11 protein-coding genes and 1 pseudogene are annotated in these 12,294 nt (G+C 71.7%); all 12 read left to right on the plus strand.

Going from position 1 to position 12,294, the window contains the following annotated elements:
* Positions 1 to 31: 31 nt before the first annotated feature.
* The 12 genes and pseudogenes from HC031_RS23130 to HC031_RS23185 all read left to right on the plus strand — a co-directional run bounded on the left by HC031_RS23130 (position 32) and on the right by HC031_RS23185 (position 12,264).
* Positions 32 to 724: an ATP-binding cassette domain-containing protein gene (locus tag HC031_RS23130; protein WP_167927482.1), complete on the plus strand. Its 693-nt coding sequence runs from the start codon at positions 32 to 34 to the stop codon at positions 722 to 724.
* A gap of 13 nt (positions 725 to 737) precedes the next feature.
* On the plus strand, positions 738 to 1,997 hold the full coding sequence (locus HC031_RS23135) for an ABC transporter substrate-binding protein (protein WP_167927483.1): 1,260 nt from the start codon (positions 738 to 740) through the stop codon (positions 1,995 to 1,997).
* An 8-nt stretch (positions 1,998 to 2,005) separates the two neighbouring features.
* On the plus strand, positions 2,006 to 2,878 hold the full coding sequence (locus HC031_RS23140; RefSeq protein ID WP_167927484.1) for an ABC transporter permease subunit: 873 nt from the start codon (positions 2,006 to 2,008) through the stop codon (positions 2,876 to 2,878).
* A pseudogene (locus HC031_RS23145) lies at positions 2,875 to 3,780 on the plus strand (branched-chain amino acid ABC transporter permease); the annotation flags it as partial. The gene HC031_RS23140 and the pseudogene HC031_RS23145, both read left to right, overlap by 4 nt.
* Before the next feature lie 113 nt (positions 3,781 to 3,893).
* A complete protein-coding gene (locus HC031_RS23150) occupies positions 3,894 to 4,658 on the plus strand; it encodes a 3-hydroxybutyrate dehydrogenase (RefSeq protein ID WP_167927486.1) in 765 nt (254 codons plus the stop codon).
* A gap of 115 nt (positions 4,659 to 4,773) precedes the next feature.
* Positions 4,774 to 6,669, plus strand: coding sequence for a helix-turn-helix domain-containing protein (locus tag HC031_RS23155; protein WP_167927512.1), 1,896 nt, complete (start codon positions 4,774 to 4,776; stop codon positions 6,667 to 6,669).
* A gap of 185 nt (positions 6,670 to 6,854) precedes the next feature.
* Positions 6,855 to 8,051: a substrate-binding domain-containing protein gene (locus tag HC031_RS23160; protein ID WP_167927487.1), complete on the plus strand. Its 1,197-nt coding sequence runs from the start codon at positions 6,855 to 6,857 to the stop codon at positions 8,049 to 8,051.
* 11 nt (positions 8,052 to 8,062) lie between these two features.
* A complete protein-coding gene (locus tag HC031_RS23165; protein ID WP_420813665.1) occupies positions 8,063 to 8,821 on the plus strand; it encodes an ABC transporter ATP-binding protein in 759 nt (252 codons plus the stop codon).
* The gene (locus tag HC031_RS23170; protein WP_167927488.1) at positions 8,818 to 9,507 is read left to right on the plus strand and encodes an ATP-binding cassette domain-containing protein; all 690 of its coding nucleotides are present in this window, start codon (positions 8,818 to 8,820) and stop codon (positions 9,505 to 9,507) included. The genes HC031_RS23165 and HC031_RS23170 overlap by 4 nt, the downstream gene beginning before the upstream one ends.
* A complete protein-coding gene (locus HC031_RS23175) occupies positions 9,504 to 10,364 on the plus strand; it encodes an ABC transporter permease subunit (protein ID WP_167927489.1) in 861 nt (286 codons plus the stop codon). Before HC031_RS23170 ends, HC031_RS23175 begins: the two co-directional genes overlap by 4 nt.
* Positions 10,361 to 11,413: an ABC transporter permease subunit gene (locus tag HC031_RS23180; RefSeq protein ID WP_167927490.1), complete on the plus strand. Its 1,053-nt coding sequence runs from the start codon at positions 10,361 to 10,363 to the stop codon at positions 11,411 to 11,413. Before HC031_RS23175 ends, HC031_RS23180 begins: the two co-directional genes overlap by 4 nt.
* Positions 11,410 to 12,264, plus strand: a complete 855-nt coding sequence (locus HC031_RS23185) for an alpha/beta hydrolase (RefSeq protein ID WP_167927491.1) — start codon at positions 11,410 to 11,412, stop codon at positions 12,262 to 12,264. The genes HC031_RS23180 and HC031_RS23185 overlap by 4 nt, the downstream gene beginning before the upstream one ends.
* The last annotated feature ends 30 nt before the right edge of the window (positions 12,265 to 12,294 follow it).

The following is a 12,294-nucleotide window of genomic DNA, read 5'->3' on the forward strand; positions in this document are numbered from 1 at the left end:
GAAAACCCTGAGCGCAACGTGGGAGAGTCCGGTGCTGCAGATTCGTGAGCTGTCCGCCTGGTACGGCGAGGCCCAGGTGCTTCGCGAGGTGACCCTCGACGTGCCCGCCGGCGAGGTCGTCACACTGGTCGGCCGCAACGGCGCCGGCAAGACCACGCTCCTGCGGTGCGTGATGGGGCTGCACCGCCACCAGCGCGGGTACGTCGGTTACCTGGGAGGCGATCTCGGCGGGACGCCGGCGCACCGCCGCGCCGCGGCCGGGATCGGCTGGGTCCCCGACGACCGCGGCATCTACGCGAGCCTCACGGTCGAGGAGAACCTCACCATGCCGCGGGCCGGTGGGGAGAACGCCTGGCCACTGTCCCGGGTGTATGAGGCGTTCCCGGTGCTCAAAGAGCGCCGGAGGTTCCCCGGCACCAGGCTGTCCGGCGGCGAGCAGCAGATGCTGGCACTCGCCCGGGTGCTGCGTACCGGCGCCCGCCTGCTGCTGTGCGACGAACCCACCGAAGGCCTGTCGCCGCTGCTGGTGGGGCAGATCGGCAGCATCCTGCGCGCCGTCAAGGAGCACGGCGTGACCGTCCTGCTGATCGAACAGAACCTTCATTTCGCCACGACCGTGGCGGACCGGCACTACCTGATCGCCGAAGGGCGCGTGGTGGACAGCCTCGACAACTCCGAGGTCAAGCGCCGGGAACACGAACTTCTCGCCTACCTCGGGATGTAAAGGGAGACAGGGAATGCGCAGAACCCACATCGCGGCCCTGGCCGTGCCGTTAACCGTGTCGTTGGCGCTCACCGCCTGCGGCGGTGGTCCGACGAGCGCCGGCGGCAAGCTGTCCGGCAACAAGATCGTCCTGGCCGTGCTCAACGACCAGTCGGGTGTGTACGCCGACGTGTCCGGCAAGAACTCCGTCGAGGCGGTCAAGATGGCCGTCGAGGACTTCAAGGCCAAGTACGGCGCCAAGGCCGTGACCAAGGACATCGAGGTCGTCTCCGCCGACCACCAGAACAAGCCGGACGTGGCCAACTCCAAGGCGCAGGAACTGTACGACCGCCAGGGCGCCGACGCCATCTTCGACGTACCCACCTCGTCCGCGGCGCTCGCGGTCGCCACGGTGGCCGCGCAGAAGAAGAAGCTCTACTTCAACATCACCGGCGCCACGACGGACCTCACGGGCAAGTCCTGTAACAAGTACACGTACCACTACGCGTACGACAGCTACATGCTCGCCCACGGCACCGGTACCACCGTCACGGAGCAGGGTGGCAAGAACTGGTACATCGTCTACCCGGACTACGCGTTCGGCCAGGACATGCAGAAGCAGTTCGGCACGGCGATCACGGCCGCCGGCGGGTCGGTCGCCGCCAAGGATCCGACGCCGTTCCCGAACGACAACTTCTCGACGTTCCTGCTCAAGGCGCCCAACCTCAACCCGAAGCCGGACGTGCTCGGTGCCATGCAGGCCGGCGGCGACCTGATCAACCTGGTCAAGCAGTACAACGAGTTCAAGCTGCGGGACAAGGGCATCAAGCTGTCGGTCGGCCTGATGTTCATCACCGACATCCACTCGCTCGGCCCGGACGCCTTCGCCGGTACGGACTTCACCGACGCCTGGTACTGGAACATGGACCAGCGCGCCCGCGCCTGGGCCGACAAGTTCTACCAGCGCACCCATGTCCGTCCGTCGTTCGCCAACGCGGCCAACTACTCGGCGGCGATGCAGTACCTGGAGGCGGTGCAGCGGGCCGGCACGGACGCCTCGGACGCGGTGACCAAGCAGCTTGACGGGCACTCCTTCGACGACGTGTTCGCCCGCAACGCGAAGATCCGCGGCGAGGACCACCGGGTCATCCACGACGTGTACCTGGCCGAGGTGAAGCCGAGCAGCGAGGTCAAGGAGGACTGGGACTACGAGAAGATCCTGAAGACGATCCCGGCCGACCAGGCGTTCCGGCCGGTGGCCGACAGCGCCGCGGCCGGCTGCCACCTGGGATAAGGCACACCGTGGCCAACTTCGTACAGCAGTGTTTCAACGGCCTCGTCAGCGGCGCGTTCCTCGCGCTGCTGGCGCTCGGCCTGTCGGTCATCTTCGGCATGCTGGGCGTGGTCAACTTCGCGCACGGTGCGTTCTACATGCTCGGCGCGTTCGGCGCGTACGTGCTCCTGACCAACGCGGGCGTGAACTTCTGGCTCGCCCTGGCCGCCGTGCCCGTCGCGCTCGCCGTGTTCGGCTGCCTCCTGGAGCGGGCGTTCATCCACCGGTTGGCCGCGCTCGACCCGCTCTACAACTTCCTGCTCACCTTCGGGATCGCGCTGGTGCTGCAGGATCTGGTCAAGCGCGAGTACGGCGTGACGTCGCGGCCGTACCCGCCGCCGGCCGAGCTCAACCACCCCATCGACCTCGGGCTGTTCAACTACCCCGGTTACCAGGTCTTCGTGCTGGCAGCCTCGGCGGCCGCGTGCGCGGCCGTCTGGTACCTGCTGACCCGTACCCGGGTGGGCGTGGTGGTGCGGGCGGCGACCGAGCGGCCCGAGCTGACCAGGGCGCTGGGCATCAACGTCGGCGCCTGGGTGACGCCGGTCTTCGGCTTCGGCGCGGGCCTGGCCGGGCTCGCCGGGGTCCTGGCGGCGCCGATGCGGGCCGTCAACCCGCTGATGGGCGCTGACCTGATCATCACGGTCTTCGCGGTCGTCGTCATCGGCGGCCTCGGCTCCATCGTGGGCTCGGTGGTCGCCGGCTTCGGCATCGGCGTCGCGACCGCGCTGTGCAACCTGTACGTGCCGGCGCTGTCCCAGACGCTCGTGTTCGTGTTCATGGCCGCGGTCCTGCTGTGGCGGCCGGCGGGCCTGTTCGGTCGAGAGGAGGCGAGGGTATGAGGGGGCACGGTATGAAGCGGTGGGGAATCCTCCTCGGCCTCGTCGTCGCGTTGGCCCTGCCCTGGCTGGTGTACCCGCCGATCGCCCTCGACATCGCGGTGTGGGCGCTGCTGGCCATCTCGGTCGACCTCCTGCTCGGCTTCACCGGCCTGCTGTCGTTCGGGCACGCCGCGTTCTGGGGTACCGCCGCGTACGCCACCGGCCTCGTCGCGCTGCACACCGGCGCGCCGTTCCCGGTCGCGGTGATCGCCGGCGCCGTGACCGCGGGCCTGCTGGCCGCGCCGATCGGGTACCTGTCGGTGAAGCGGACCGGCATCTACTTCGCGATGGTGACGCTGGCCTTCGCGCAGATGGTGTACTTCATCGCCAACCAGTGGCGCTCGCTGACCGGCGGCGAGAACGGGCTGCAGGGCATCCCCCGGGACCTGTTCGGCGTCGATCTGTCGGACCCGTTCTACTTCTACTACGCCGCGCTGCCGCTCGTGCTGCTCGGCGTCTTCGCGGCGTGGCGGATCGTGCGGTCGCCGTTCGGTCGGGTCCTGGTGGCGATCCGTGACAACCCGGCCCGCGCCCGCGCGCTCGGCTACCCGGTCGAGCGGTACAAGCTGCTGGTGTTCGTCCTGTCGGCGACGCTCGCCGGGCTCGCCGGCGGCCTGCACGCGGTCGGCCACGGGTTCGCCTCGATGGACGACGTGCACTGGACCACGTCGGGCCAGGCGGTGCTCATGGTCGTGCTCGGCGGCATCGGGACGCTGTGGGGCAGCGTGATCGGCGCCGCGCTCGTGGTGCAGTTGGAGGATGTGCTCGCCACGGCGGGCTTCGACGGCACCGGCATCGTGACCGGAGCCGTCTTCGTACTGGTCGTGCTGTTGTTCCGGCGCGGCATCTGGGGCACGGCGGCGATGTGGCTGCCCCGGGCGCGGCGGCTGCCCGCGCTGTCCCGGCTGGCGCGGCGGGGCCCCGGCGCAACACCATCGGCGCCCGCACCCGAGGCGCTCGTCAAAAAGGGGGCTTGATGGCCGTACAGGTGGATCTCACCGGACGTACCGCGCTGGTGACCGGGGCGGGGAGCGGCATCGGCCGCGCCTGCGCCGTGCGGCTGGCGGGGGCGGGGGCGACGGTGGTGGCGCTCGACCGCGACGAGACGGGGCTGAAGGAGGTTGCCCGCGAGGCCGACGTCCGGGCGGTCGTGGCCGACCTGAGCGACCTCGACGCGGTCGACGCGCTGGACCTCGGTGCCGGCACCGTCGACATTCTGGTCAACAACGCCGGCTTCCAGCACGTCGCGCCGATCGAGGAGTTCCCGCCGGAGGTCTTCACGGCGATGCTGCGGGTGATGCTGGAGGCGCCGTTCCGGCTGGCCCGCCGCTGCCTGCCCGGCATGTACGCGAACGGGTGGGGCCGCGTCGTGAACATCTCGTCGGTGCACGGGGTGCGGGCCTCGGCGTTCAAGTCCGCGTACGTGACGGCCAAGCACGGGCTCGAGGGCTTTTCCAAGGTCATCGCGTTGGAGGGCGCCGCCCACGGCGTCACGTCCCACTGCATCAACCCGGCGTACGTGCGTACGCCGCTGGTGGAGCGCCAGATCGAGGCGCAGGCCGCGACCAACGGCATCGCACCGGACGAGGTCGTCGAGAAGGTGATGCTCGCGCCGGCGGCGATCAAGCGGCTGGTCGAGCCGGCCGAGGTGGCCGACCTGGTTGTCTACCTGTGCTCGCCGGAGGCATCCTTCATGACCGGAGAGTCGATCATGATGGATGGCGGCTGGACCGCCCACTGAGCTCCGGGAGCTGCGCGTGGAGACGACGAGCGCGGACGGGATGCGCGTGGAGACGACGAGCGCGGACGGGATGCGCGTGGAGACGACGAGCGCGGACGGGATGGTCGTGGACGGGATGCGCGTGGACGAGACGGGGGCGGCGGCGTGGGCGACCGCGTACCTGGACCTGCTCGCCCGGGAGGCGCCGGCGGTCGAGTTCGACCGGCCCGCCCTGGAGGCCCGCACGGCGGGGGCACCGCCACGGATCCTCGACGAGCTGGAACGCGCCCGCAGCGTCGCGCTCGGCGTACGCGCCCTGCTCGAACGCCGCCGGCGCCGGGAGGCCGAACTGTCGGCGCTGGTGGACACGATCTCCGACCTGGCGATGCTGCACGACCTCGACGCGGTACTGGAGGCGATCGTGCGCCGGGCGCGCAAGCTGCTCGGCACGGACGTCGCGTACATGACGCTGCGCGACGAGGAGCGCGGCGACACGTACATGCGGGTCACCGACGGCTCGGTCTCGGCGCGCTTCCAGCAGGTACGGCTGCCGATGGGTGCCGGTCTGGGCGGCCTGGTCGCGCAGACGGCGACGCCGTACGTGACCTCCAGCTACCCGAACGACGCCCGGTTCCACCACACCACGGAGATCGACGCCGCGGTCGGCGAGGAGGGGCTCGTCGCGATCCTCGGCGTGCCGCTGCGCCTGGGCAGCCGCATCGTCGGCGTGCTGTTCGCGGCCAACCGCACCGCCCGGCCGTTCTCCCGCGAGGAGGTCACACTGCTCGGCTCGCTCGCCGCGCACGCCGCCGTCGCCATCGACAACGCCCGGCTGCTGGCCGAGACCAGAGCCGCCCTCGCAGAGCTGAGCGCCGCGAACCGGTTCATCAGCGAGCACAGCGCGTCGGTGGAGCGCGCCGCCGAAGCGCACGACCGGATGGCCAGCCTCGTGCTGCGCGGCGGCGACCTGTCCGACCTCGCCGCGAGCATCGCCGAACTGCTCACCGGCGCGGTGTGCGTACTCGACGGCGACGGCCGGTGCCTCGCCAACGTCGGCGAGGTGGGCCCGCTCGACGTGCTGGCCGACGCGGCCGCGGCGGCCCGCGCGCTCGGCCGTACCGTCCAACGTGGAGACCTGTGGGCGACGGTCGGCGGCGCGGGCGGCGAGGCGCTGTGTTCACTCGTCCTGCGCCCCTCCGGGGAGCTGGCAGAGGGCGACCTGCGCATCCTGGAGCGCGCGGCGGTGGTCACCGCGCTGCTGCTGCTGTCGCGGCGCAGCCTGGCCGAGGCAGAGAGCCGCGTGCGCGGCGAGCTGCTCGACGACCTCGTGTCCCGGCCCATCGAAGACCTGGAGACGGTACGCGAGCGGGCCCGCCGCTTCGGCGTCGACCTCGACGAGGTCCACGCCGTCGCGGTCCTGCGCGGCCCCGCCGAACTGCGGCAGCGCATCACGGCCTGGGCCGCCGGGCAGGCGGCCCACCGCGGCGGACTGGCCGCCTACCGCGACGGCGTCGGCGTCCTGCTCGTTCCGGGCGGCGACCCCGGTGAGCTGGCCCGGCACCTGGCCAGAGAGGTACGGGGCGCGGTCGGCGTGCCGGTGACGATCGGCGCGGCCGGGCCGGTACGCGGCCCGGCGGAGGTGGCCGACGCCTACCGGGAGGCGGGGCGGTGCGCCGCCGCCCTCGTGGCGCTGGGCCGGGTCGGCGACGGCGCGGCAGCTGCCGACCTGGGCTTCGTGGGGCTGCTGCTCGGCTCCGGCGACCGCGACATCGACGGGTACGTCCGCACCACCCTCGGGCCGGTGCTCGACTACGACGCCCGGCACGGCACGGCACTGCGCCAGACCTTGGAGGCGTACTTCGGTGTCGGCGCGAGCCCCGCACGGGCCGCCGAGATCCTGCACGTACACGTCAACACGGTCACCCAGCGGCTGGGCCGGCTGGGCAACCTGCTCGGCGCGGACTGGCAGCGGCCGGAGCGGGCGCTCGACCTGCAGTTGGCGCTGCGGCTGTACCGGCTGCACACGGATTGAGGCCGCTTGCCACTTGGCGGGCGCCCACATGTACCTGGGCGCAAGTGTGGCGGGCGCGTACGTATCGAGGATCACGGCGTCTTTCTAACCTGGCCGAAACACTGTGCCCGGAGGCCATAGCGGCCACCACGGCCAGAGGTCCTTTGAAGCCGGGTCTTTTCAAGCCGTAAGGGGATGAGGCGTCGATGCGTCAGGCACGTCTCGCTGTCGGACTGGCCGTGACGGCCGTCCTGGTCACCACCGCGACCGCGTGCGGCAGTCCGCAGCAGGCGGCCGGCGGGGGCGACGGCGCCACCGGTGCGCCGATCAAGGTTGGGCTCGTCTACTCCAAGTCGGGTGCGCTCGCCTCGTATGGCAAGGAGTACCTGGAGGGGTTCAAGGCGGGGCTCGACTACGCCACGAAGGGCACGAACAAGGTCGGCAAGCGGCCGGTCGAGGTCACCGAGGTCGACGACGCCGGGGACCCGTCGAAGGCGGTGGCCGGCGCGAAGGACCTCATCGGCAAGGGGTACAAGATTATCGGCGGCTCGACCGCGTCCGGCGTGGCCGTCCAGCTGGCGTCGCTGGCCGAGCAGAACAAGGTGCTCAACGTGTCGGGGCCGGCGGCGAGCGACGCCGTCACCGGCGCGGGCCACTACACGTTCCGCTCGGGACGCCAGACCTGGCAGGACATCCGCACCGCGGCCGCGTTCCTGGGTGACGTCAAGGGCAAGAAGATCACCGTCTTCGCGCAGGACAGCGCGTTCGGCCAGGCCAACGTCGCCGCCGTCAAGGCCGTCCTGGGCGGTGCCGGCGCGACCGTCGACCAGATCGCCGTGCCGGCCAGCGCCACCGACTTCACGCCGTTCGCGACGAAGGCGCGTGACGCCAAGCCGGACCTGCTCTTCGTCGCGTGGGCCGGCACCACCGCGCAGGCGATGTGGAACGCGCTCGGCCAGCAGGGGATCTTCGACATCACGACCGTCGTGACCGGGCTGGACATCTCGGCCACCTGGGCGACGTACGGGCCGATCGCCGGGAAGATCAGCTTCCTGGCGCACTACTTCGCCGGGGCCGGCGGCACCGAGGTGGAGAAGGCCATGACCCAGCGGGTCACCAAGGCCGGTGGCGCCGTCGACCTGTTCACCGTGGACGGCTTCACCGCCGCGCAGATGATCGTGCACGCCGCTGCTGCGGGTGACGACCCCGACGCCATGGTGAAGGCCCTCGAAGGGTGGAGCTTCGACGGCGTCAAGGGGAAGCTGACCGTCCGCGCCGAAGACCACGCGCTGCTCCAGCCGATGTTCTCCGCGCGCCTGATCGGCGGCGGCACGCCCAAGGCGGAGCTCGTGAAGAAGCTCGACCCGGACACGGTCGCACCGCCGGTCGCCGCCAAGAAATGAGCGGCCAAGAAATGAGCGGCGAAGATGTGATGGGTACCGTTCTCGCGGTCGACGACCTGAGCTGGCACGCCGGCGGCGCGCGGATCGTGTCCGACGTCAGCTTCTCCGTGGCCGAGCGTGAGTTCGTCGCCGTGATCGGGCCCAACGGCGCCGGCAAGACGACGCTGTTCAACCTGATCTCGGGCGTGCTGCGGGCCAGCGGCGGCAGTGTCCGCCTCGACGGCGCCGACATCACCCGCGAAGCGCCGCAGCGGCGGGCCCGCCGGGGCCTGGGGCGTACCTTCCAGACCTCCAGCGTCTTCGCCTCGCTCACCGTACGGGAGAACGTGCGGCTCGCCGCCGCGGCCAGGCGTGGCTCGTGCCTGCGGCTGTGGCGGCGCGCCGACTCCGACGCCGGCGCGCTCGCCACCGCGGACGAGGCGCTCGAACGGGTCGGGCTCGCCGACCGGGCGCCCGAGGTCGCGGGTTCGCTGTCGCACGGCGACAAGCGCAAGCTCGAACTGGCCATCCTGCTCGCCACCGACCCCCGGGTGATCCTGCTCGACGAGCCGATGGCGGGGCTGGGCGCCGCGGACGTACCCGCGCTGACGGAGGTCATCAGATCGCTGGACCGGACGGTCCTCATGGTCGAGCACCACATGAACGTGCTGCTCGACCTCGCCGACCGGGTCGCGGTCATGCACCACGGCGCGCTGCTGGCCATCGACGCCCCGGAACGCATCATGGCCGACCCGACCGTACGGGACGCCTATCTGGGAGAACCGTTGTGACCGACCTGCTCCGGGTCGAGGACCTGCACGTACGGATCGGGTCCTCGCACATCCTCCAGGGCGTGAGCTTCGCCGTGCCGGGCTCGGGCGTCACCGCGCTGCTCGGCCGCAACGGGGCGGGCAAGACCACGACGCTACGGGCGATCCTCGGGCTCGTGCCGCGTACCGGTACCGTCGTCTTCGACGGCGCCGAACTCACCCGCCGGCGGCCGTACGAGACAGTCCAGCTCGGGCTCGGGTACGCGCCCGAGGACCGGGGTGTCTTCGCCGGGCTGACCGTGGCCGAGAACCTGCGGCTGGCCGAGCGCGACCGCGAGCCCCGCTACGACCTGGTGTACGAGCTGTTCCCGGAGCTTCGCACCCGCGCGAAGCAGCCGGCCGGCACGCTGTCCGGCGGCCAGCAGCAGATGGTCGCCATCGGACGGACGCTGCTCAACGACAACCGGATGCTGCTGGTCGACGAGCCGACCAAGGGGCTCGCCCCGAAGATCGTCACCGAGGTCGCCGACGTGCTGGAGCGCGCCGCCGCGACCGTACCGATCCTGCTGGTCGAGCAGAACCTGGCGCTCGTGCGGCGGCTGACCGACCGGGCCGTCCTGATCGCCGAGGGCCGGGTGGCGCACACCGGCGCGCTGTCGGACGACCCGGACCGCCTGCAGACACTGTTGGGGGTGGGTCGCGCGTGAGCACCCTGGTCCTGTTGACGATGACCGGGCTCGGGCTCGGCGCGCTGTACTTCCTCATCGCCTCCGGGCTGTCGTTGATCTTCGGGCTGGCCGACGTGCTCAACTTCGCCCACGGCCTGTTCCTGGGTGTCGGCGCGTACGCCACCTGGTGGGCCGGCCGGCACCTGCCGTTCCCGCTCGCGGTGGCCGTCGGCGTGCTCGTCGGCGTCGTCTTCGCGGTCGCGGTCGAACTGGTGCTGATCCGGCCGCTGTACGCCCGCCCGATCCAGCAGGTGCTGGTGACTGTCGGGCTGTCCGCGGCCGGGGTGGCGCTGCTGCAGGCGGCGTGGGGCGCCGACCCGCGCCCGTTCGCCAAGCCGGGCTGGGCGGCCGCGACGACGCGGGTGCTCGGCGCGGTCGTACCCAACGACCGGTTCGTACTGATCGGCGCCGCGATCGCGGTCTTCGCGGGGCTGCTGCTGTTCCTGCGCCGCACCCGCTACGGCCTCATCGTGCGGGCCGGAGTCGAGGACCGGGCGATGGTCACGGCGCTCGGCATCGACGTACGCAAGGCGTTCACGCTGGTCTTCGCGATCGGCGGGGCGGCGGCAGCAGCCGCCGGGGCGCTCGCCGGCATGTACTTCGGCAGCATCACGCCGGGGCTCGGCGGTTCGCTGCTCATCTTCGCCTTCATAGTCGTCGTGATCGGCGGTATGGGATCGGTCACCGGCTGCGCGCTGGCCGCGGTGCTGGTCGGCCTCGTGCAGCAGTTCGCCAACTACTACGCCGCCGCGGGGGTGGGTGAGGCCTCGGTAGTGCTGCTGCTCGCCGTGGTCCTGCTCGTACGCCCCGGCGGGCTGACCGGGAGGACAGCGTGAGCGCTCCGAGTACGGTGGCGGGGGCGCAGGTCCCGGCACCGCCCAGGTTCCGCGTCCGGCGGTGGTGGCCAGTGGTCGCCCTCGTGCTGCTGGCTGTCGTGCCGTACACCACCCTCCCGGTGCCCGGCGTCCTGCCCGGTGGGCTCAACAGCCCTGGCTCGCTGCAGTTGCTCGCACTGTGCCTGCTGTTCGCCGGCTTCGCGGTCACCTACGACCTGCTGTTCGGACACACCGGACTGCTGTCGTTCGGCCATGCGCTGTACGTGGCCGCCGGCAGCTACACCGCGAACGTCGCCGTGACGAAGCTGCACTGGGGCTGGGGGCCGGCGCTCGCCGCCGCCGCCGGTGTAGGGCTGCTGTTACCGGCGGTGCTCGGCGCGGTGGCGCTGCGCGTCAACGGCATCGCGTTCGCGATGGTCACGCTCGCCTTCGCGCAGGTCGGCTCGATCCTGGTGATGAGCGCCCACCTCACCGGCGGCGAGGAGGGGCTGTCGCTCGCGAACGTACCGGCGCTGTTCGCCGGGGTCGCCAACACCGTCAACCTGTACTGGCTGGCGCTGGCGTACCTGGCCGTCGTGGTGGTCTTGGTGCGCTGGGCGGTCGAGTCGGAGCCGGGGCGGGTGTGGCGGGCCATCGGCGACAACGAGCGGCGGGTGACAGTCCTCGGCCTGTCGCCGTACCGGTTCCGGCTGCTGGCGTACGTGCTGTCGGCGTTCCTGGCCACGGCCGGGGGAGTCGTGCACCTGCTCCTGCTCGGCGGGTCGACGCCGCAGATCACGACGTCGGCGTTCACCGTCGGGCTGCTGGTGATGACCGTGCTCGGCGGCGCCGGCACCCGGTGGGGCGCGCTACTCGGCGGGGTCCTCTACACCTACCTCGACCAGCGGCTGTCCGCGCTGGCCGGCTCGGGCACGGTGGCGGGACTCCCCGCGCCGCTGCGCCTCCCGCTGTCCCAGCCGGAGTTCATCCTCGGCGCGCTGTTCGTCGTGGTGGTCTACTTTCTGCCCGGCGGTATCGCCGGCCTGAGCCGATATCGGAGGCGCGCATGAATTCAACCCGCATCGGTGACCTGCTCGTGCACGTCTGGCCGGCCGAGGCGGCCGACGCCCCGGTCGTGGTCGCCGCGCACGGCATCACGGCCAACGGACTGTCGTGGGCCCAGGTGGCCCGGGGGCTCGACAGGCGCGTCACGCTGGTCGCGCCCGACCTGCGCGGGCGCGCCGGCAGCCGGGACGCGCCGGGCCCGTACGGCATCGGCCGGCACGCCGACGACCTGATCGCGCTCCTGGACCGGCTCGACACCGACCGGGCCGTGCTCACCGGCCACTCGATGGGCGCCTTCGTCGCCGCGGTCGCGGCCAGCCGCCACCCCGAGCGGGTCGACGGCGTCGTCCTCGTCGACGGCGGGGTCGCCTTCCCGGCCCCGGCCGGCACCGACCTCGACGCCGTCCTCGCGGCCGTGCTCGGGCCAGCCATGGCGCGGCTGTCCATGACCTTCCCCGACCGGGAGGCGTACCGGCAGTTCTGGCAGGCGCATCCGGCGTTCGCGGGCGCCTGGTCGCCCGCGGTCGAGGCGTACGTGGAGCACGACCTGATCGGTGACGGCCCGTTCCGGTCGTCGTGCGTGGCCGAGGCGGTCCGTACCGACGGCGGTGAGGTCATCGTCGACGACGAGACCCTGACGGCCGTGCACACGCTGCGGGTGCCGGCGGTGCTGCTGTACGCCGAACGCGGGCTGATGAACGAGCCGCAGGCCCTGTACGACCCGCAGCGACTGGCCGGCTTGGAGATTCCGGCGGTCCTGGTCCCGGACACCAACCACTACTCGATCGTGATCGGGGCGGAGGGGGCCGCTACCGTGGCCGACCACATCCTGCGTGCCGCCGCGGTCCCGTTGTGACCGCTGAAACGATCGTCGGGTCATAGACCC

The sequence above is a fragment of the Planosporangium thailandense genome (assembly GCF_011947195.1).
Lineage (GTDB): Bacteria > Actinomycetota > Actinomycetes > Mycobacteriales > Micromonosporaceae > Planosporangium > Planosporangium thailandense.

What these genes read in the sequence shown, in the direction of transcription:
- HC031_RS23155 (WP_167927512.1), top strand. Translation starts at nt 4,774, where the DNA reads ATGCGCGTGGACGAGACGGGGGCGGCGGCGTGGGCGACCGCGTACCTG.
- HC031_RS23165 (WP_420813665.1), top strand. Translation starts at nt 8,063, where the DNA reads ATGAGCGGCGAAGATGTGATGGGTACCGTTCTCGCGGTCGACGACCTG.
- HC031_RS23150 (WP_167927486.1), top strand. Translation starts at nt 3,894, where the DNA reads ATGGCCGTACAGGTGGATCTCACCGGACGTACCGCGCTGGTGACCGGG.
- HC031_RS23135 (WP_167927483.1), top strand. Translation starts at nt 738, where the DNA reads ATGCGCAGAACCCACATCGCGGCCCTGGCCGTGCCGTTAACCGTGTCG.
- HC031_RS23185 (WP_167927491.1), top strand. Translation starts at nt 11,410, where the DNA reads ATGAATTCAACCCGCATCGGTGACCTGCTCGTGCACGTCTGGCCGGCC.
- HC031_RS23160 (WP_167927487.1), top strand. Translation starts at nt 6,855, where the DNA reads ATGCGTCAGGCACGTCTCGCTGTCGGACTGGCCGTGACGGCCGTCCTG.